General features: G+C 49.8%; 15 protein-coding genes and 5 tRNA genes. 13 read left to right on the forward strand and 7 right to left on the reverse strand.

What is annotated here, in order from left to right; all coding sequences use genetic code 11:
* Positions 1-8: 8 nt before the first annotated feature.
* Positions 9-4,517, reverse strand: coding sequence for an alpha-2-macroglobulin family protein (locus tag CWB98_RS10675; protein WP_138544857.1), 4,509 nt, complete (start codon positions 4,515-4,517; stop codon positions 9-11).
* 272 nt (positions 4,518-4,789) lie between these two features.
* On the opposite strand from CWB98_RS10675, the gene CWB98_RS10680 reads away from it, so the two are divergent.
* Complete coding sequence (locus CWB98_RS10680) at positions 4,790-6,226, forward strand: mannose-1-phosphate guanylyltransferase/mannose-6-phosphate isomerase (RefSeq protein ID WP_138544858.1); 1,437 nt, start codon at positions 4,790-4,792, stop codon at positions 6,224-6,226.
* Positions 6,216-7,664 (forward strand): phosphomannomutase, encoded by a 1,449-nt coding sequence (locus tag CWB98_RS10685; RefSeq protein ID WP_138544859.1) that lies wholly within the window; start codon positions 6,216-6,218, stop codon positions 7,662-7,664. Before CWB98_RS10680 ends, CWB98_RS10685 begins: the two co-directional genes overlap by 11 nt.
* Here the strand turns inward: CWB98_RS10685 and CWB98_RS10690 are convergent.
* The 4 genes from CWB98_RS10690 to CWB98_RS10705 all read right to left on the reverse strand — a co-directional run bounded on the left by CWB98_RS10690 (position 7,642) and on the right by CWB98_RS10705 (position 11,398).
* Positions 7,642-8,517 (reverse strand): AraC family transcriptional regulator, encoded by an 876-nt coding sequence (locus CWB98_RS10690; RefSeq protein WP_138544860.1) that lies wholly within the window; start codon positions 8,515-8,517, stop codon positions 7,642-7,644. The genes CWB98_RS10685 and CWB98_RS10690 overlap by 23 nt on opposite strands.
* Positions 8,518-8,924: 407 nt before the next feature.
* Positions 8,925-10,031, reverse strand: coding sequence for an MBL fold metallo-hydrolase (locus tag CWB98_RS10695; protein ID WP_432765885.1), 1,107 nt, complete (start codon positions 10,029-10,031; stop codon positions 8,925-8,927).
* 112 nt (positions 10,032-10,143) lie between these two features.
* Positions 10,144-10,959 carry a sterol desaturase family protein gene (locus CWB98_RS10700; protein ID WP_138544861.1) on the reverse strand — a complete coding sequence of 272 codons (816 nt, stop codon included), beginning with the start codon at positions 10,957-10,959 and terminating at the stop codon, positions 10,144-10,146.
* Entirely contained in the window at positions 10,946-11,398 is a 453-nt protein-coding gene (locus CWB98_RS10705) for an SRPBCC family protein (protein ID WP_138544862.1), read from the reverse strand. The genes CWB98_RS10700 and CWB98_RS10705 overlap by 14 nt, the downstream gene beginning before the upstream one ends.
* 58 nt (positions 11,399-11,456) lie before the next feature.
* On the opposite strand from CWB98_RS10705, the gene CWB98_RS10710 reads away from it, so the two are divergent.
* Positions 11,457-12,470, forward strand: a complete 1,014-nt coding sequence (locus tag CWB98_RS10710; protein ID WP_138544863.1) for an AraC family transcriptional regulator — start codon at positions 11,457-11,459, stop codon at positions 12,468-12,470.
* Positions 12,471-12,511: 41 nt separating this feature from the next.
* Here CWB98_RS10710 and CWB98_RS10715 read toward each other — a convergent pair whose 3' ends face one another.
* Complete coding sequence (locus CWB98_RS10715) at positions 12,512-12,694, reverse strand: hypothetical protein (protein ID WP_138544864.1); 183 nt, start codon at positions 12,692-12,694, stop codon at positions 12,512-12,514.
* Positions 12,695-12,871: 177 nt separating this feature from the next.
* Positions 12,872-13,393, reverse strand: coding sequence for a flavodoxin FldB (gene fldB / locus CWB98_RS10720; RefSeq protein WP_138544865.1), 522 nt, complete (start codon positions 13,391-13,393; stop codon positions 12,872-12,874).
* A 78-nt stretch (positions 13,394-13,471) separates the two neighbouring features.
* Here fldB and xerD point away from each other — a divergent pair, with 78 nt between their 5' ends.
* The 10 genes from xerD to CWB98_RS10770 all read left to right on the forward strand — a co-directional run bounded on the left by xerD (position 13,472) and on the right by CWB98_RS10770 (position 21,181).
* Positions 13,472-14,398, forward strand: a complete 927-nt coding sequence (xerD, locus tag CWB98_RS10725; RefSeq protein WP_138544866.1) for a site-specific tyrosine recombinase XerD — start codon at positions 13,472-13,474, stop codon at positions 14,396-14,398.
* Positions 14,399-14,459: 61 nt separating this feature from the next.
* A complete protein-coding gene (dsbC, locus tag CWB98_RS10730) occupies positions 14,460-15,191 on the forward strand; it encodes a bifunctional protein-disulfide isomerase/oxidoreductase DsbC (protein ID WP_138544867.1) in 732 nt (243 codons plus the stop codon).
* A gap of 96 nt (positions 15,192-15,287) precedes the next feature.
* Positions 15,288-17,012, forward strand: coding sequence for a single-stranded-DNA-specific exonuclease RecJ (gene recJ, locus CWB98_RS10735; RefSeq protein ID WP_138544868.1), 1,725 nt, complete (start codon positions 15,288-15,290; stop codon positions 17,010-17,012).
* 187 nt (positions 17,013-17,199) lie between these two features.
* A protein-coding gene (gene prfB, locus CWB98_RS10740) for a peptide chain release factor 2 (protein WP_138544869.1) occupies positions 17,200-18,298 on the forward strand; the annotation gives its coding sequence in 2 pieces (ribosomal slippage) (positions 17,200-17,274 and positions 17,276-18,298; 1,098 coding nt in all).
* A 27-nt stretch (positions 18,299-18,325) separates the two neighbouring features.
* Positions 18,326-19,867: a lysine--tRNA ligase gene (lysS, locus tag CWB98_RS10745; RefSeq protein ID WP_125721837.1), complete on the forward strand. Its 1,542-nt coding sequence runs from the start codon at positions 18,326-18,328 to the stop codon at positions 19,865-19,867.
* Positions 19,868-20,417: 550 nt separating this feature from the next.
* A tRNA-Ser gene (locus CWB98_RS10750) sits at positions 20,418-20,510 on the forward strand.
* A gap of 30 nt (positions 20,511-20,540) precedes the next feature.
* Positions 20,541-20,617, forward strand: a tRNA-Arg gene (locus CWB98_RS10755).
* A 58-nt stretch (positions 20,618-20,675) separates the two neighbouring features.
* Positions 20,676-20,752: transfer RNA gene (locus tag CWB98_RS10760), tRNA-Arg, on the forward strand.
* Positions 20,753-20,893: 141 nt separating this feature from the next.
* Positions 20,894-20,970, forward strand: a tRNA-Arg gene (locus tag CWB98_RS10765).
* Positions 20,971-21,104: 134 nt separating this feature from the next.
* Positions 21,105-21,181, forward strand: a tRNA-Arg gene (locus CWB98_RS10770).
* Positions 21,182-21,364 lie beyond the last annotated feature (183 nt).

A 21,364-nucleotide genomic window follows, 5' to 3' on the forward strand; every position in this document is an offset into this window, starting at 1 on the left:
ATGGCATCTTAGCGAATGACCTCCATTTGATAGGGGTATTGCCAGTAAATCACATGCTTATGAGGTCGGTACATGGACTCAAGGTAACTCGGCGGCACCTGGTAAACCCCGGGCACTTCAGCGCGCAATATATAAGCAAACTGATATTTTCGGGTTGTGAGTTTGAGCGCTGCCACAAATCGGTCGTTGCGATACTCCGTGTGGTCTGTGGCGGCCAGCTTGACGTGTTTTGGCAATAGCTGAGATATCGGCGGGCCTTGCATCAGGGCCGGGTTTTCCAATACAAACCCGGCTGGGATACGTTCAATCAGCAGTGCATCCGGAACCGGCTCTTTGGTTTGTATATCGAGTATGACCATGAGTCGTTCTCCCACTTTGAAGCGGGCTGTATCCAGCGGTTGTCCGTTCAGATCAAACAAGCGTCTGACCATACGTTTGGTTTCCAGCGTATTAAAGGGGCTGATTTCATTAGCAATACTGGAATCCAGCTTAAGCCGGCCTTTGGCCATCAATTGCAGATAAACCGGTTCGTCATGTGGATTATTGAGTGTCATTGTCTGCGACAGTGTATGGCTCACCACGTCAGGCGCCTGTGTCTGTTCACCATCAATCTCTAGTCGCACTGGGTGATGAGCGTTTGCTTCACTGATATGCACCGCGGTACGCAGCAAAGCCGCACGCTCTTGTGTGCTGAGCCAGGTTTTAAGTGCTTGTTCTGGCAGTTGCTCAAGTAATTGAGTTTGTAATGTACGAGACTGAGAACGCAGCGCGGTATGTCTTGCCAGTCTGGTCAGTACCAGGACTGACTGGGCATCGTCACGTAAGGTTGATCCATAATCTGCAAAATAATCAGCCGTACGATCAAAAGTATTGGCTTGTCTGAGCAGCGCCGCGGCTTGCTGGATAGCACCTACGTCAGCTAATGCAGACGCCATATGCAACAAACTTAATCTGGAAGGGTATTCCTTGATCCGCATTGACTCCAGGTCACTGTAACTGAGTTGGCCACGCTGGCTGGCAAGATAAGCTGCAAAGCTCTTTGCAGCGGTTGCCTCAAATGCATCCTGACTCAGGTCGTCGACTAGGTTATCGCGAGTATACCTGAGCATGCGGTAGTGGGCCCGGTTGAGCATACTTGGCGGGACTGTACCCGGGAAAGCTGCGTGTGCCAGAGTCAAAAACTCCGTGATATAGGCACTTAACCAGGGCTGTTCATTGCCCCGGGCATCCCACAATGCGAATCCTCCGCTGGGTTTTTGCATGGTTTTGAGTCGTTGTACGGACTGGCTGATCAGTGTACGCGGATCGTCAGGTTGCCCGGCTTTTGCCTGCTCACGGTCCAAAGCTTGCTTTAACAAGCCTTCAAGCTGAGGGTGTTTTAGTAAAAAGGGCCAGGCTTTACTGGTGGTTTGTTCCGCGCATCCATAAGGATAGGCACGCAGCGCAGATGCATATTCTCTGATGGGGAGCCTGGGCGTATGACTGGCATATAAGGTGCCAGGGTCTGTCTCGTCAATGTGCAGCCCCTGCCAAAGCGTTGAATCGACCTGATAAGTTTGTCCGGGCGGTAACATATGCGTGGTCGCCTGCACCAGCTCAGGTTCGATGGCTTTGATGGGCACAGACCAGCTGCGTGTCTGTGATACGTCAGTGCCCTGCAACTCAATTTTTACCGTTGCGGTATGCGACCAGGGGGGAGCGCCAACAAGTACGCGCATGGAGCGACTCCAATGGGCCTGGTCGGCCAGGGTTACCGTAAATGTGTGTTCATCGACAAATTGTACCGGGCCTGAGGGCTGGACCGTGACTGACAGAGTCTGTTCACGGCCACTGACGTTGTGCAGATCCAGCGTGACAGAAGTCTCATCTTTGGGCACCAAAAAACGTGGCACGCTCAGCTCAGCGATCACCTGCGCACTGACTGGGCGAGCTTCGACCTTATGGCCTACCTGAGAGTGGTTGAAAGCGGTTGCGACGATTTGTACTTCACCATTGTAATCAGGCATATCGACTGTAATGCTGGCTTTGCCGTCAAGCAATTGGATCGGCTGGGTCATCAGGATCACGGTTTTACTCTCGACCAGATTATCGTTGCGGTTGTCACTGCGCTCATTACTGTCACTGCCAAAGCGGGACTGAGCAAACGGATCGGGACGGTTATCGTAACGTCGTGAATACAAGTCAATCACATCGCCACCATAGCGGCGCTGATTAAAGAGATAGTGATGCGGGTCGACAGGATAATAACGACTCAGGTTCAGGATCCCTTTATCGACAACCGACAGGGTGACCCAGCTTTGCTCGGCTTGTGACTCAGCGATATCAGAGGTGTGAATTTCCACGGTCAGTGGCTTAAGCGGCTCAATTTTATCCGGTAAAGTCAGGTCCAGCTTCAGCTCCCGGTCTTCGCGTGCCAGCCTGACAGGGACAATGCCAAAGTGGCGTTGCAACGCACTGGAGTGGCCGCTGAACAAGGTGGCGCTGAGGTAGAGGTCGTGTCGAGCCAGCGATTTATCGAGTGGGACGTGCAGCGTCGTTTTACCTTTGCTAACAGACTGGCTTTGCGTCCACAGTACACTGTCGGCTTCCAGTGCCAGTTGTAGCTGTCCATCGGCCGGTGCATCCAGTTCAACGAGCAACATATCACCAGCATGATAATGGCGTTTATCCAGTTGGATTGACAGGTGCTGTGGTTTGGCTTTGAGCTGCTGATACCCCCGATGCCAGCCGGCATAAAAGTCATAAACTGTTTTGACTTTGCTTTGCTTGTCTGTGATCGTCAGGCGGTAGTTTCCCCAATCGACGGGGAATTGCACCGTGTGGGTGTCCTGATTGAGAGCCACGCTTTGTTTGGCTTCACTGCGCCACTGAGGCTGAGACTGGCGCCGCCAGCCTATGCCTTCTTCATAAAACCAGAAATAACGGCCCTGATCATAACTGAGTTCGACCTCCAGCTCTCCACTTGTTAAGTGCTGACCATCGGGGCTGAGTAGTGCCAGCTCGAACTGCGCATCTGAAGCATATTTGAACTCAGCCTGAGCAGGCTTAACCGCGGGTATTGGGCTGGATTTCCAGCTGGAATAGCTCAATCGTCGTTGTACGGCGGCGCCACCAGATTCCAGCAGGTTCAGGTTCACTTGCGTTGCTACCGGGCTTTTGAGTATGTCGGCACTCACTGTGGGGAGCGAGAGGGCCAGCGTGCCCTGTTCAGATAAGCGCTGATCAGGGAGTGTTTGAAAGCGATTGCTGAGATAAAAATCCTCGCCAACGAAGAAGTCGGCAAATGGGCCCGGGTAATGGCGTACGGCTCGATGCACCAGGCTTGCTTTTAAGGTGTTTCCTGCTGCGGGGCTGCCGAATAAATAGCGCCCCTGCACTGCTATTGGCATGGATTTACCTGCAGTAACAAAAGTGCTTTGTCCGCTGAAGGTCAGGTCCATACGCTCGGGCACAAACTCTTCCAACTGAAATTCAAAGTGACCTATGGCTGAGCGGGCGGTTGGGTCAAGCATCACTGAGACCTTATAGCGCCCGGTTGGCCAGCCTGTATCGGTATATAAATGTGTGTTGAAAAAGCCCGCATCACCTGATGTCAGCTGTTCGCGCAGTATTTCCTCTTGCAAGGGGTTAGTCACAGTTACAGTGACGGGCTGCTCTGTAATGGCAACACCATCGGCATTGCGCAGCAAAATATTTATGGGCAGAGATTCCCCGGGTTTTACCAGGTCCCGGTTACTATAAATATATGCCTCCATATCCTGGTAGGGGCGTCCGCCAACCTGGTAATCCGATAAATCCAATGGCACTTCTTTGATGGGCAACAGCGCATACTCAGATTCGCCCTCACTGTTGGTATACTCTGCAACTACGATGTCCTCCCGATGCAGCTGGATATCAAAGTGCACAGCACCATGCTGATCGGTTTTCGTCTCTCTCAGTAACTCATGCTTGCGAAAGGCCTTAACTTTGACGCCTTTGACTGAGCGTCCTGTAGAAAGGCGGTTGATTTGCAAACTGGCATGTCGCTTAAACACCTTAGCCTGAATGCCCAGGTCGGTCAGCAGCAGGTGCTTGGCCTGTAGTTCATTAAACATACCCGGAGCTTTTAGCACGATTATGTACCAACCACTGGAGAGCGACTTTGGTATCGGCAATCGGGCCGACTGAATACCGGCCTGAGTAGTTTGGGGCAGTGTAAATCTATCGGCAAAGACACTGTCATAGGTATATTGCAATCTATCCAGTGAGCTCGGGTACAACTTGTCCGTCAGATAATAGCGGCTGAGAAAATCATGTGCGCTGGTGAGGCGCAGCAATTCCACATCAACGGCGTCAATATGCTGGTAGGTGATTGGAATAGACTGGCCGTTTCCTTTCGCTACCAGAGGTCCTGAGCCCACAATGGCGAGCTTAGGTTGTTGCATCGTTTTGGCCTGCACCTGAATAGTGCTTTGCAGCAACAATATGAAAAAGAGAACGAACACCGCTATGGGGTTGAAAAGGGTCTTGCCCGACATGCTAAAGCTCCTTGGGTCTGCATTGAGTGCAGGTGAGTACTGAGAGTATCCTTGGTTGCCAATTGTGGCTTGACCAGTAATGGCATTGTAAGATCATATCATATACCGGATTATCAATCTGAGGGTACGTTAGGCGATAAGAGAGTGTAGCCTATCAGAGTGAATACTGAGTGAAGCATAGAGCATTGCCCCTTTGCTGGGTCAGCAGGTAAAATGGTGAATTGAAATAGTTGAACATTGGCACGCATGTAGGGTGTCTGGGTAGAGTAAAGATGATATTACCGGTTATTTTATGTGGTGGATCCGGAACCCGGCTTTGGCCCTTGTCGCGTGAGCGTTATCCAAAACAGTTTTTACAACTTGGTTCCTCACTCTCATTGTTGCAAGACACGCTACAGCGACTGGAGCCCGGCAGACACCAGCCAGCGTTGTTGATCTGTAACGAGGAGCACCGGTTTATTTGTGCGGAGCAAGTGAGGGCGATTGGCTATCGGCCTGGCGGGATCATACTGGAACCGCAAGGGCGCAATACCGCTCCAGCCATAGCACTTGCCGCGTTGAAAGCTCGAAGTCAGGGAGAAGATCCTGTCTTGTTAGTTCTGGCGTCGGACCACTATATTGGAGATGTCACAGCTTTCAGGCAAAGTGTTAATCAAGGCCTGGTATTGGCACAAAGTGGCAAACTGGTGACGTTCGGTATCACTCCTGACAGCCCGCACTCAGGCTATGGATATATTCAATGTGGTGCATCATTAAAGGACGACATCGGTCAGGTGATTGGTGCTGGAGTTGCTGCTTTTGTCGAAAAACCAGATGTTTCAACTGCGCAGCGTTACCTTGATAACGGTAACTATCTCTGGAACAGTGGGATGTTTTTATTCAAGGCCAGCGATTATCTGAATGAGTTGGCACTGTATCGGCCCGATATTCTGCAGGCCTGTGAGCAGGCGATAGCAAAGCTGCAGCCCGATCTGGACTTTACCCGAATAAACCGTGACGCTTTTTTGGCATCGCCAGCCGAATCGATAGATTATGCCGTAATGGAGCACACGGAGCGCGCTGCCGTGGTGCCTATGAATGCAAACTGGAATGACATTGGTAGCTTTGAGGCGCTTTGGCAAACTTTGCCCAAAGACACACATCGCAATGTTCATCTTGGCGATGTTACGGCGTTGGATTCTCAGGATAATTTAGTGATAACGCAAGATCGGCTGGTGGCGACGGTTGGGGTGCAGGATCTGGTCGTGGTTGACACCAAAGATACGCTCCTGGTGGCTCATCGCAGTCAGAGCCAGGCGATCAAATCACTGGTCGATGAGCTGAAAAGCCGTGATGTAGCACAAGTGACTCAGCACAGAGAAGTTTACCGTCCCTGGGGTAAGTATGACATTGTGGATCGGGACGAACGGTTTTTAGTCAAGCGGATCACTGTACGACCAGGACATAGCTTGTCACGGCAATTGCACTATCATCGTGCGGAGCACTGGGTGGTGGTGTCTGGTACGGCAGCGATAGAAATTGGCGATGAGCGTCGTTTACTGAGCGAGGACCAATCCGTGTTTATCCCTGCAACGGTTGTACATCGGCTTAGCAACCCAGGTAAAGTGGATTTACAGCTGATTGAGGTGCAATCGGGCAGTTACTTGGGAGAGGATGATATCGTCCGCTTTGAAGATGATTACACCCGGGGAGGTAAAGATGTCAGCTGATTGTGCACACATTTTTGCGCAAAGTGGTATTCAGTTTGGTACCAGTGGTGCCAGAGGTCTAAATACTCAGTTCACAGCTCAGGTATGCCAGGCATTTATGGTGGCGATGATTGAGCGACTTAGCGCACGCTATCATTTCGGTGCGGTGGTTTTGGGCATGGATAATCGCCCCTCCAGTCCACAAATTGCTCAATATTGTAGCAGTGCCCTACGTGCCCTTGGCATTGAGGTGCGCTTTGGTGGAGTGTTGCCGACGCCCGCACTGGCTTTGTATGCACAGCACAACGCCATGGCAGCGGTAATGGTCACAGGCAGTCATATACCTCATGATCGTAACGGATTAAAATTTTATCATCCACATGGCGAAATAGATAAAGCTGATGAAGCCGCGATATTGGCTTGTCGCTCAGTCCTTGGCCCTTTGACGATACAACCACTTCCAGTGCCCGACAGCCTGGTTACTTCTCCATATTTGTCGCGGATGGTCGATGTTTTTCCGGCAGATTTGTGTGCGGGGCAGAGGATTGGCCTGTATGAACACACTAGTGCTGGGCGTGAGCTATACGCGTCTATATTACGAACTCTGGGGGCGCAGGTTATCTGCCTGGGTCGCAGTGAGGAATTTGTCCCGGTTGATACGGAAGCCCTCAGCGAACAAGATATAGTAACAGCCAAGCACTGGACCAAAGAGCATCAGCTGGATTTGCTATTCAGCACCGATGGAGACGGCGACAGGCCAATGATAGCAGACCATACCGGGCACTGGCACAGAGGTGATATGCTCGGGCTGTTGTGCGCTAAAGCGTTGGGCATCAAGGCACTCAGTGTGCCGCTGAATTGTAATTCCTCACTGGAGCTAAGTGGTGAATTTAAGCAGATTCAGCGCACGCGAATTGGCTCCCCTTATGTTATCGAGCAGTTGACTGTCCTGGCGGAGCGTTTCGAGGCGGTCGCTGGCTTTGAAGCCAATGGTGGTTTTTTACTGGGGTCAGATATCACGATAGAGGGTAGGACCATGGTGCGCTTGCCCACCCGGGATGCCTTACTCCCTCTGCTGGCAATCCTCTATTTGAGCAAGCGATGTGGCACCAATCTGGCTCAGTTAATGTCTCAGTATGAAAGTCGCTTTACTGCCAGCCACCGCCTGCAAGGTATCGAAAAAACTGCCTCAGATCGCCTGTTAGCTTTACTTCAGCAGCAACCTCAGCGGCTTGCAGCTATGCTGACATGTCGTGGCACACCCAAAGTTCTGAGCACGCTGGATGGGGTTCGCTTTGCTCTGGATGCAGAGCGCATCGTTCATCTAAGGCAATCGGGTAACGCGCCCGAGCTGCGGTGCTATGCCGAAGCACCTTCGCAGCAACAGGCGAATGAATTGGTTGACACGCTGTTAAGTGCGGTGATGCAATACGTATCTAGACCTGCACCAGGCAGTTAATCCTGGTGAGTAAGTCCTGGGGCGCGGTGTCCCGGGTATCATTCAGATATTCTTCAAACGGTGGGAAATCCATCAGTTCCAGGCCACTTTGCGGCAACCATTGGCCAAATAACCAGTTGTAGGGTTGCTCCAGTTCGCTGTAATCACCCTTAAAGGTCAGCGAGACCAGCTTACCTGCCGGAATAGTCACGGCTTCAAAGGTCTCTTTATCGAACTCAGTGCCAGAGGCAAGAGTGATACATGCCATGGCCCTGAGGTTGTCCTGATCGACAGTTTGCGGGTCGTCATAATAAATACCAAAGTAACGAGTCTGCTCGTTGATAAGGCCTTTACTGCCAGCCATCATACCGAGCTTTTCGAAGGTCTTACCTATCTGCATATAATCCCCCTGGTGTGCCAGGCCAATAAGGGTTAAGGCATTTTGTTGCGTTTGTTCTACCTGATACATAATCTTGTACTCCTGTGGTTGAGCCGGATAAAACGCAGCGCTGTGCAGCGGATAGCCTTGCTGTTGCTGACGAAATTGATTGGGCGTCATGCCATAATGACGGCTGAATGCCCGGTTAAAGGCTTCAACGCTGCCATAATTTACCCGCTTGGCTATCTGCTGCTGCGTCAGTGTGCTGCGAACTAAATAGGATGCCGCTTTCAACATGCGCATACGCCTGACCGTGGCGTTTACCGGTTCACCCATAAACTCGCGAAAAATGCGATGGAAGTGATAACAAGACATACAGGCCACGTCGGCCAGTGTGTTCACGTCCAGATCCTGCTCAACATGGTCATACATATAGTCAATCACACGCAACAACCGTTGCTGATAGTGGTTGAGTGTGGTGGCACGTGTAGTCATGTTGTTTTTCTCGCTTTGGATACAGGTAAATCAGTCTAGCACTTAGTTGAAGCATATCGCTGTGGTTGGCGACGGAATTTAGCGTATACCAGAGACGATTGATAATGTTTGCGCACTTGGTATAGCTCGCAAACTGGCTTGATAAGGGGGATGGAAATTACTGAGGGGCTAGCAATGGCAAAAGCCCCCCTAATATGTAGCGCACTGAGCGCGCGGTATTTATGAGAGTGGCTACAGTTCAGATTGTTTAGCTACTTGCGCAGGCTGGATATTGTCTCTACTACGCTTTGTCAGCTAAGGCGGCAGGTTTGATAGCCACAGTAGAGACGAAAAGAAGAGAACCTTGCCACTGCTAGGTATAACCCGGACGGTATACGTGCTGTCAACAAGGCTCTCTTGCTGCTTTTTTAGCGACTGGTTTGCGCCATCAAAGACTGCCACCAGAGTCGATTTAAGTAAGCCTGGTTGATAGTGAGCACTTCGCCAGGGGTCGGGGTGTTGATCACCACTCCCTGATGCTGAGCGGCTTTAAGTACTCGCTCCAGAGGGTCGTACCAGCTGTGGAAGGCCAGATCAAAGGTCCCGTTATGAATGGGGATCATGATTTTGCCACGCAGATCCAGATGTGCCTGCACGCTTTGCTCAGGGGTCATGTGAATATCTGCCCAGTCGCTATCATAGGCGCCTGTTTCTATCAGGGTATAGTCAAAGGGACCATAGCGTTCACCAATGGCTTTAAAGCCCGGAAAATAGCCTGAATCTCCGCTGAAATACAGGCTCTCATGGGCCGTTTTTATAACCCAAGAACCCCACAAGGTACGGTTCGCATCATTCAGACCACGCCCGGAAAAGTGTTGGGTCGGCGTAAAGGCCAGCATGACATCCTGCTCATGTTGCTCCTGCCACCAATCAAATGAGTGAATTTTTTCTGCTTCTATACCCCAGCGAGCCAAATCCCCCTCTACACCCAATGGCACCAGAAACTGACGTGTTTTTGCGTTGAGTTGTTTCACCGCGTCTTTGTCGAGATGATCATAGTGGTTGTGCGAGATCAGCACCTTCTCAATGGGTGGCAGGGCATCAAGCGAAATGGGTGGTTTATGAAAGCGGCTTGGTCCGATAAACGAAAAAGGCGAAGCGCGCTCAGAGAAAACGGGGTCCAGCAACCAATAAGCGCCATTTACTTTTAGCAGCACTGAGGAATGGCCCAGCTTAATGATATGAATCCCCGAGTCTGACAAAGCATCCAGGCTTGCACGGGTAATCGTTTCTACTGGTAGGGCTTGCTTAGGCTCAGCAGCGATTTTGGTTTCGGTAAAAAAGCGCCAGGTGATTGCCAGCGTTTTGCTCAGGCTGGTCGGCATGGTTGGGTGCTGGTTTTTAAACCGGCCGCCTTGAAAATGCTCAGACTGATAATTCTGAGACGGTACGTGTGCATTGAGATTAGAGATCATGGAACAGCCCCCTGTAATGCTGCCTAAAATAACGGCAAAAATAACAAACCACTTCTTCATTGTGCTACCCAAAAGTAAACTACACTGTATAGTTTACTTTTGTTTTGGCGCAAAAGTAAACTATAAAGTGTAATTTTTATGGTTCTGTCATTAAGTGGCTGACTGACGATGCTTAATCTCTATGCCGTGGCGCTGAAAATAGTTGCCTGAGTTTGTTTTTTAGCCCCCTGGCTTTGTTCAGTTTTCCCAGCAACACCCGACATTCATGGAAGTTGATAGACAGGAGAGTCTCTTTTGGTGCACTGCCGACGATCCCATAGCGGATCTTTTCTGCGGGCTGTATATCGATATAGGTGCCAAATAACTTGTCCCAAATGATCAATACACCAGCAAAGTTTTTGTCCAGATAACACGGGTTGCTGGCATGGTGAATACGATGATGCGTTGGAGTATTAAACACCCATTCAAGCCAGCCTAGCTGGCCGACAAGCTGCGTATGAACAAAAAACTGAAAGGCGAGGTTAATGGCAACGATAGCCAATACCAACTCGGGTGCAAAGCCCAACAAGATCATCGGGGTCCAGAAAAGCCACATTCCAACAACCGGGTAAAGCAAACTTTGACGAAAGGCCGTCGAGAAGTTCATCTGTTTCGAGCTGTGGTGGACCACATGCGCCAGCCACAGCCAGTGTACTTTATGGGATGCACGATGAAACCAGTAATATAAAAAATCCTGGAGTAAAAAGGCGCCAATGAGGTTAAGTGGTGTCAGCGGCACGTCAAACAAGGCAAAAGTATGGAGCCAATAGAATAGTGGCATCAACACGATTAAGGCCAGCATATCACTGCCCTGGTGCAGTAAGGCAAGCACTACATTATGCAGGCTATCCGTGAGGCAATAATTACGTCGGGCAAGGTGGTACTCTAATGCAATAGCAACAATAAATACCGGGCTAAGTAGCAGTAAAATGAGTTCAACAGGGGGCATACAGAGCCTCCAGTCGGGTCAATGCAAGGTTGATGTCTCGTGTGACAACACGACGAAGCACAAAGCCAGGTAAATATCTGGGCGCCGCGAAGCGTACATGGTAATCAACCTGAGTGGACTGTTTGTCAGTACAGCGACGCAGACGGATTTCGCCATGATGTTTCTTAACCGGGAAATCGCCAACGATCTGGTAGCGAATCGCATGTTCGTCGGCGTGCAGGATCTGCTCATAAAATCGGATCCCGAGCATGCTGACTTCCCGGATACAGCCACTGCCGCCACGGATAGCCGGGTGCACAGCACTCTGAACAACTTTAAATCGCGCGTTAAAAAAGCGGCCCAACTGTTGGTGATCAAGCAGCGTTTCGAGCACTATGTGGGGCTTGGCAGGGATCACTTTTTGACAAAGAATATCGACCATAGATAGTTCCTTACTCATCGTTTTGTCTAGTGTAAGTAAGGTTTATCTGGCAATCTTGCGAATAGGCGACGTAAATTTGTCCAAATACGACATGGAAAATACTTTAGACAAAAATTACTTTAACGGTGTATTACTGTATCTGGAGCATCAGGGCGTGACTCTGGACAGAACTTTAGTTCAGTCTAAGACTATCGAGTCTGAATTAGGGACCCGAGTCCCGTTGGCTGATTACGAACAGGCTTTGCAGCTGGGGGCTGAGCGAACCGGCGATCCTTTGTTTGGCTTCCACCTGGGCCAGCATATACAGTCGGCTGATTATGGGGTGCTGGGTTACTTAGTTGAAAGCTGTGAAAACTTAAACCAGGCACTGTCGGCGCTGCTGCGCTACGATCAGCTGGTGGCCAGTATAGCGCACGCCATTTTTCACCATCAGGGTGCGCTGGCAATGATTGACTGGTTGCCAAACTCTCAGACTTCTCGTCACGTAATCCTGCGCAACCTGACCGGCTGGGTTGCCATGGTGCGTACTTTAGTACCTAAGCCTGTTTCACCCGAATATATCAACTTCACCTGTCCATTAAGTGGTGCAGAGCGGTCGGTACTGGCTGACTGGTTCGGCTGTGAGGTATTTGGCAATCAGCCTCGTAACCAGATAGCGTTTCCTCATGCTTACCTGATGTTGCCGTTCAGACGTGCGAATCAAGTGATGCGCGAGGAGCTGCTGCGGTTGTCTGATAAGGCGCTGATACAATTGCAACAGCACCAGTCGCTTGCGATGCAGATCCGTATCATGCTGGCTGCCAGCGTCGATTTGGGTCAGTGTCAGCTGAGCGTGATTGCAGCAGCTCTGAATAAGTCGGGACGTCAGGTACAAAGGCAGCTAAAACAATGTGATACCAGTTATTCTCAGCTGTTGACTGAAGAGCGGCTCAGACGCACCCAAGACTTGCTGGGTACAATGCCACTGGCTGAATTGGCAAGGGAGTTGGGGTTTAACGAACAGGCTGCTTTTAACAAAGCCTTTAAGCGCTGGTTTGGATGTTCACCCAGGGCATTCAGAAAACACAGTGGTAATAAATCACAGAACTAAAGCCCGCCTGAGGCTACGGAGCATTTTTTAGCCCCGTTATCCTACCAGGTAATACACACAGAGCCACCGCCAGTGCCTGGTTCTGGCTGCTGGTCCATATGACAGCCCGCACCACCTGAACATGCACCATTACCACCACCAACCTGTGGTGTCATCTTATTGTTGATTGCATGAGATTGCTGAGACAGGTTTTTGTAGTTCTTCTTGGTCAGAGTTAACTTCATGATGAGTCCTTTTATAAATGCGTTGATTATATAACAGCCTCTGCAATTAGGTTGTAGAGGCTGTACAAAATTCATACTGAACTACAAATGACGAGTTGTATAGCTTAAATGTTAACCAGTGTAAATGAATTGTTTTTCAATCTGCCAAACAGGGGGTGGCAGATCAGGAGATACGCGTTATAGCGACTCGCTATATTGTGTCATGATTTGTTCAATCCACGCAGCGATGCGCTCGTCACTCTTTTCGTACTGGCTGTCCTCATCCAGGGCAAGGCCCACAAACTGGCTTTTATCGTCCGTGAGTGCTTTAGATGCTTCAAATTCATAATCGGCAGTATTGGGCCAGTATCCCAAAAAGTGCACGCCTTGTGGGGCAATTTTATCGTGCAACATACCCAGTGCATCCTGAAACCATTGCCCATAGCCTTGCTGGTCACCCATACCAAACAGTGCGATGGTTTTGCCTGCGAGATCAACCTCATCGATGTCATCCCAGTGCGACTCCCAGTCTTCCTGCAACTCGCCGAAATCCCAGGTTGAGATACCAAAAATCACAAAGTCGAATTGCTCTGCATTTTTTAGCGGCACATCTTTGATATTGTGGAGCGACAGAATGTCTTCACCTATGATCTCCTGCATTTTCTCTGCTGCCATTTCTGTGTAGCAGGTAGTTGAACCATAAAATAACCCGATCTGCATAGTAGTCTTCGCTCAATTGGCTGTTATTATATGGCGCGAAGTCTACCTTATGGTGTAATGAATTGATACAGGCTGCCCGTGACCGATTTAGAAATATCTGACCCAAGCATCCACAGTAATAGTGAACTGATAGAGTCTTTCCTGGATATGCTCTTTTTGGAGCAAGGACTCAGCGACAATACCCTGGCTGCCTATCGTGCAGATCTGGATAAGTTTGTACGTTATGTCGTTGCCCACCATGATAACAAACCTCTATTGACCATTAGCAGCGCGGATGTAGAGGCCTATCTGGCCTACCGGGTAGATGAAGGGCTCAAACCACGCAGCACTGCACGTGCAATGAGTGCCCTCAAGCGATTCTATGCCTACTGGGTGAGCAAACAAGCCATCACGGCGAGTCCTCTGACTCACATTGCTCAGCCCAAGTTGTCGCAGTCTTTGCCAAAAACGCTTAGTGAGCAGGAAGTAGAAGCCTTGCTGAGTGCCCCTGATGTTGAAGATCCCATGGGCCTCAGAGATAAAGCCATGCTGGAACTGTTGTACGCAACGGGATTGCGAGTCACAGAGTTGGTTGGCCTGCGGATGGAACAAATTAACCTGAGACAAGCAGTGTTGTTAGTTCGAGGTAAAGGCGGAAAAGAGAGGCTGGTGCCGATGGGAGAAGAAGCATTGCACTGGGTCGAACAGTTTTTAAAGGTTGGCCGCGCTCAGATGGTTAAGCATGCGAATGACTTTGTTTTTCCATCTAAACGGGGGATTGGCATGACACGGCAAACTTTTTGGCATCGTATCAAACACTATGCTATGTTGGCAGACGTTAAGTCACCGTTATCGCCACACACGCTGCGTCATGCGTTTGCAACACATTTGCTAAATCATGGTGCGGATCTTCGAGTTGTACAAATGATGTTAGGCCATAGCGATTTGTCGACAACCCAGATTTATACGCATGTTGCCAGTGAGCGATTGAAAACGCTTCATCAGCAACATCATCCTAGGGCGTGATGGAATTTAATTGAAGTTATCCGGTCCTAGTGATTAACCAGAGCAATTTTACGAGAAAAACATGAAAAAGTTACTTTTAGCAGCGTCGCTCGCTTTCAGTGTCGGTGCCTTTGCCGAGACAACACAAGAAGTTTCACCTATGGCGGTTAGCCCTATCGCATCTCAGTTTGCGGATCTGGGTTTAACAGTAAAAAGTGTGTCAGATAGTCCTATTTCAGGCCTTAAAACAGTGATCACGGATAAAGGCGTGTTTTATGCCAGTCCAAACGGTCAATACCTCGTTCAGGGCACCATGATTGATGTCACCAATCGTCGCAACATCACAGAAGATGCACTGAGCGATGTACGTAAGAGCGGTGTCGCGCAGTATCAGGATTCGATGATTGTGTACAAGGCTGAAAACGAAAAGCACCAAATTACCGTTTTCACTGATATTACCTGTGGTTACTGCCGTAAACTGCACCGTGAGCTGGAAGACTATCTGGCTGCCGGTATTACGGTTAAATATTTAGCCTTTCCGCGTGGTGGCCTGAGCGGTAACGGTTACAAGAGCCTGATGAATGTCTGGTGTGCTGACGACGCGGCTTCAGCGATGACAGAAGCAAAAGCGGGTAATGAGGTCCCTGACGTCAAAAATTGTCAGGCACCGGTTGCTGAGCACTATCAGTTAGGTCAGAGCTTTGGCATTTCTGGTACGCCGGCCATCGTTCTGGAAGATGGCAGCATGATCCCGGGCTATCAGCCGGCAGATGCATTGGCAAAAATGTTAAATCAGGCCAGTAAAAAATCCTAAATCTGAGGTATACTCTCAGCATTTCTAAAAAGGCCTGTGGGCCTTTTTTGCTTTGTGGGGGCTCCCTCCACGCCATCAGGTAGTTCAGAGAGTGTTATGCAAACAGAGATCCGCCCCAGATTACGCGTCGACGACAGTCATTTACCCGCCCATCTTCACCCAGTCATTAAGCAGATTTATGCCGCACGGGGCGTGAAAGAGGCTGTCGAGCTTGATAACAGTGCTGCCACTTTGCTGGATTTCCGTTTGTTTCGTGACATGGATAAAGCCTGCGCCTTACTCGAATTGGCGTTGCATCAGCAGCAAAGCGTGCTAATTGTCGGGGATTTCGATGCCGATGGCGCAACCAGCACCGCTGTGTTGATGGAGGGGCTGCGCCTGTTTGGCCTGCAGCAAGTCGACTATCTGGTGCCTGATCGCTTTAGTCTGGGCTACGGCCTGAGTCCGGCACTGGCAGAGCAAATTGTTCAGCTGGCGCCACAACTGGTGATCACGGTCGATAATGGGATTTCCTGCCTGGCAGGCATAGATATCGTCAAGCAGGCCGGTATTTCGGTACTGGTCACCGATCATCACCTGCAGGGTGAACAACTGCCTAATGCTGATGCCATCGTTAATCCGAACCGTCACGATTGCCAGTTTCCGTCAAAGTCCATTGCCGGTGTAGGCGTGGCATTTTATTTGTTGGTGGCCTTTCGCCATCATCTTCGTGCGGCTGGCTACTTCGAGCGTCAGGGTCTGACTCAGCCGAATCTGGCATCCTTGTTGGATATTGTTGCTTTGGGGACTGTCGCTGATGTGGTCGCACTGGACGCGAATAACCGAACTTTGGTACATCAGGGCCTGGCACGCATTCGTAAAGGGCAAACCCGGCCTGGGATCAGAGCACTAATAGAAGTCGCTAATCGTACAGCGGCACGTCTTAATGCCAGCGATTTTGGCTTTGCGCTGGCGCCAAGACTGAATGCCGCAGGCAGGCTGGATGACATGAGCCTGGGGATTGCTTGCTTGTTATCCAAAGAAGAGCATCAAGCGCGGCGTATTGCTGCACAGCTGGATAGTCTCAATCAGGAGCGTCGCGAGATTGAACAAGGTATGCAGCAAGAAGCACAAGCGGTACTAGAGCGTCTGGTCGCTGCCCAGCAAAGCATTCCTGATGCGGTGTGTTTATATCAGGATGATTGGCATCAAGGCGTCATCGGGATCCTCGCGGGCAGACTGAAAGAAAAGTATCACCGACCAGCGATTATTTTTGCCCAGGGTGATAATGATGAAATCAAAGGTTCATGCCGCTCGATAGAAGGGCTGCATATGCGTGATTTGCTTGAGCAAATTAACACACGCCACCCGGGCTTAATCGTTAAATTTGGCGGTCATGCAATGGCGGCCGGATTGACCATCAGAGAAGCCGACTTTAGCGACTTTAAACGTACCTTTGAAACCCTGGTCAGCGAAACCCTCAGTGAAGAGCACAAGCAGTCGGTATTACTGACCGACGGTGAACTGCCGGCTGAGTGTTTTAATATGGACTTTGCCATGTTGCTGCAACAGGCGGGCCCGTGGGGACAGCATTTCCCCGAGCCGGTGTTTAGTGGCGTGTTTGAGCTGGTGCAACAGCGTATTGTTGGCGATAAGCACCTTAAACTGGTGTTAAAACACCCCGGCGGTAAATTGGTGGACGCTATTGCCTTTAACGTGGATGTACGCGCCTGGCCTAACACGGCTGCACAGGCCGCTGAGCTGGCTTACCAGCTGGATATCAATGAGTTCAGGGGCAAGTTTACGCTGCAGTTAATCGTCAGGGAGATCCGCGCCTGCTAACAATTGCGAGAAAGGCGTAAAATGTTCTCCACAAGGGCTGATATCTGCGCCTATTATTTGTTAGTATTGGCCGTTTAGACCGCTTATTCATTTTGTGGGCACACAGCGGTCACACTATTTTCAGCCCAGTGGCCAAATAAAGCGTGCCATTGGCTGCGTTACCATCACGTAAATTGGAGTAATGTGAATGTTTGAAGTGAATCCTGTGATTAATCAAATCAAGGAAATTCGCGAGCGTACTGAACTTCTTCGGGGGTATCTTTGACTACGCTCTGAAACAAGAGCGCTTAGAAGAAGTCAATGCAGAACTGGAAGATCCAGCCGTCTGGAATGAGCCTGAAAAGGCACAAGCGCTGGGCCGTGAAAAGTCCAGCCTGGAAACCATAGTCGAAACCATAGACAACCTGGTCAGCGGTGCTGATGACGCCGAAGGTTTGGTTGAGCTGGCTGTAGAAGCGGAAGACGAAGAAACCTTTGCTGAAGCAGAGCAGGAAGTGCTGGGCCTGAATGCCCAGCTTGAAAAGCTGGAGTTCCGCCGCATGTTCTCTGGGGCACAGGACAGCAACGATGCCTATCTTGACTTGCAGGCAGGCTCCGGCGGTACTGAAGCGCAGGACTGGTGTAACATGCTACTACGCATGTATTTGCGTTGGGCTGAAGCCAAAGGCTTTAAAACCGAAATCGTTGAAGCAACCGATGGTGATGTAGCGGGTATCAAAGGGGCAACACTGCGAGTCAGCGGTGAATATGCTTATGGCTGGTTACGAACTGAGACCGGTGTACATCGCCTGGTTCGTAAGAGCCCGTTCGACTCAGGTGGCCGCCGTCATACCTCGTTTGCCTCGGCGTTTGTATATCCGGAAATTGACGACAACATCGAGATCGACATCAATCCGGCAGACTTACGCATCGACGTATACCGTGCATCAGGTGCCGGTGGTCAGCACGTTAACCGGACAGAGTCTGCGGTACGTATTACTCACTTGCCGACCAATACGGTCGTGCAGTGTCAGAATGACCGTTCACAGCACAAAAACAAAGATCAGGCCATGAAACAGCTTAAAGCAAAACTGTTTGAGCTGGAACTGCAAAAGCAAAATGCTGAAAAGCAGGCCCAGGAAGATGCCAAATCTGATATCGGTTGGGGCAGCCAGATCCGTTCTTACGTACTGGACGACTCGCGTATTAAAGACTTACGCACCGGTGTTGAGAACCGTAATACCCAGGCGGTCCTGGACGGTGATCTAGACAAATTTATCGAAGCCAGCCTGAAATCAGGCCTATAATCAACAAGCTAAACTAAGAGCTAAAAAATGACAGAGCAAATCCAAGACGAGAATAAACTCATTGCTGAGCGTCGTGCTAAATTGGATGCAATTCGTGAAAATTGCAGTGCCAATGGCCATCCGAACACCTTCCGCCGTGAAGACTATACGGCTGATCTACAGGCTAAGTTTGGTGATAAGTCAAAAGAAGAGCTGGTTGAGTTAGATCATCAGGTCTCTGTGGCTGGCCGTATCCTTGCCAAACGTGGTCCTTTCCTGGTTTTACAAGACATGAAAGGCCGCATTCAGGCATATGCGTCTAAAGACGTGCAAAAAGAGCTGAAAGCCAAATATGGTCAGCTGGACATCGGCGACATCATTGGTGTTTCTGGTCCGCTACATAAATCTGGTAAAGGCGACTTGTATGTGGATATGGTGCAGTACGAGCTGCTGACCAAGTCACTGCGTCCGCTGCCAGAAAAGTTCCACGGCTTAACGGATCAGGAAGCTAAGTATCGTCAGCGTTATGTTGATCTGATCACCAACATGGAAACCCGTGAGACCTTCCGTATTCGCTCTAAAGTGATTGAAGGCATTCGTCGCTTCCTGGCTGAGCGTGACTTTATGGAAGTTGAAACGCCAATGCTACAGGTGATCCCAGGTGGTGCAACTGCACGTCCGTTCGTGACTCACCATAATGCGCTGGACATCGACATGTATCTGCGTATCGCACCAGAGCTTTATCTTAAGCGCCTGGTTGTGGGCGGCTTCGATCGCGTTTTCGAGATCAACCGTAACTTCCGTAACGAAGGTCTGTCGACTCGTCACAACCCCGAATTCACTATGATTGAATTCTATCAGGCGTACGCAGATTACAACGACCTGATGAACCTGACAGAAGACATGTTGCGTACTGTGGCACAAGACGTATTGGGCACCACTACTGTGGTTAACACGGTTAAGAACGCGGAAGGCGAAGTGCTTGAAACTATCGAGTATGACTTCGGTAAAGCGTTTGAGCGTTTGTCTATGGCGGATGCGATCATCAAGTATGGCCCGGACGCTGAAGCCTCTGCCCACATCTTTAAAGATCCAGAAAACCACTTTGACGAGCTGGTTGCGTACGCGAAGAAAGTACACGTGAAGATCCCTGAGAAATGCGTTTGGGGTGCCGGTAAATTCCTGTGTGAAATCTTTGAAGAAACTGCGGAACATAAACTGATCCAGCCGACTTTCATCACAGAATATCCGTGGGAAGTGTCACCGCTGGCGCGTCGTAATGATGAAAATCCGTTTATCACTGATCGCTTCGAGTTCTTCGTAGGGGGTCGTGAGCTGGCAAATGGTTTCTCGGAGCTGAACGATGCCGAAGATCAGGCTGCACGTTTTGCCCGTCAGGTTGAAGAAAAAGATGCCGGTGATGACGAAGCAATGCACTTCGACGATGACTACATCCGTGCACTTGAATACGGCTTACCGCCAACGGCGGGTGAGGGGATTGGTATTGACCGTCTGGTGATGCTATTTACTGATTCTCCGACTATCAAAGACGTTATCCTGTTCCCGCATATGCGACCTCAGGCTGACTAAGCCAGTCATTCAGAACAAACGATTGAGAAAAGCGCCTACGGCGCTTTTCTTTTATCTGTGTAAGAGATCTCTGCTAAAAACGGGTTTTAGTCTTAAGATATTTATAAAAGCACAATAAAATCAGGAATTAGTTGAATAGAAGTCCTGGTGGGCTACATCTGGCTCAGAGGATGACAGCTGGCATATCCAGCGCTTTCACCTATACTGCTGTGACTACGAATGGATGCAAAAGACCTCTGACCATGTCGCAACAAAAATCAAAAGCACAACACGAACAGGCAAGGATGAATTACTGTCGCAGCTGTATCAGTGAATTTCAGCGTTTGGGCTATGTAGATGCCTTTATTTCGGAAGAAACCTCCCGCAAGCAATCCCTTTTGGACCACTTTAATATACAGTCAGACCCTAAAAGTGACTAATTTATGACAAATTAATCGACAAAGTGCCTTAAAACACACCAAGCTGAACAATCTATCACCATACAGTGCTTTTTTACAAGAAAAGTATTTGACATATTTTCACGGTTCTATATTATACGCCCCACAAAGACGGAGAGGTGGCCGAGTGGCTGAAGGCGCTCCCCTGCTAAGGGAGTATAGGGTTTGTAGCCCTATCGAGGGTTCGAATCCCTCCTTCTCCGCCATTTATTAAAATGGTGTCTTTGTAGTAAAACGGACGCGTAGCTCAGCTGGATAGAGTACCTGGCTACGAACCAGGCGGTCGGAGGTTCGAATCCTCCCGCGTCCGCCACTTCTCTTAAGTGGTTAAATAAAAAGAAGCACATATCAAGTGTTAAACATGATAAAACGGACGCGTAGCTCAGCTGGATAGAGTACCTGGCTACGAACCAGGCGGTCGGAGGTTCGAATCCTCCCGCGTCCGCCACTTCTCTTAAGTGGTTAAATAAAAAGAATCGGAGCTAGGAAGTCGGAGGTTCACTCTCCATAAAGTACGTCCCGGTCCGCCATCTTTCTCAGATGGTAAAAACAGAGGTTACTTATTCAGGTAATAAAATTGAATAAATACGGACGCGTAGCTCAGCTGGATAGAGTACCTGGCTACGAACCAGGCGGTCGGAGGTTCGAATCCTCCCGCGTCCGCCACTTTCTTCAAGTGGTTAAATAAGAAGAATCGGATTCAGGAAGTCGGAGGTTCACTTTCCATAAAGTACGTCCCAGTCCGCCACTTTCTTCAAGTGGTTAAACATGAAGTACTGAAGAGTACAAACTTAAGAAACGGACGCGTAGCTCAGCTGGATAGAGTACCTGGCTACGAACCAGGCGGTCGGAGGTTCGAATCCTCCCGCGTCCGCCACTTCTCTTGAGTGGTTAAATAAAAAGAATCGGATTCAGGAAGTCGGAGGTTCACTCTCCATAAAGTACGTCCCGCGTCCACCACTTCTTCTTGAATTCTGGGAAAGTGAGCAATCAACCGACGAAAGTCGGTTTTTTTGTGCCTGTAGTTTGGGATTTGGGCGTCCGCGGGGGAGGGGGCCGG

Origin of the sequence: Pseudoalteromonas rubra, from assembly GCF_005887115.1 — a bacterium.
In the GTDB taxonomy this organism is placed as follows: Bacteria; Pseudomonadota; Gammaproteobacteria; order Enterobacterales; family Alteromonadaceae; genus Pseudoalteromonas; species Pseudoalteromonas rubra_F.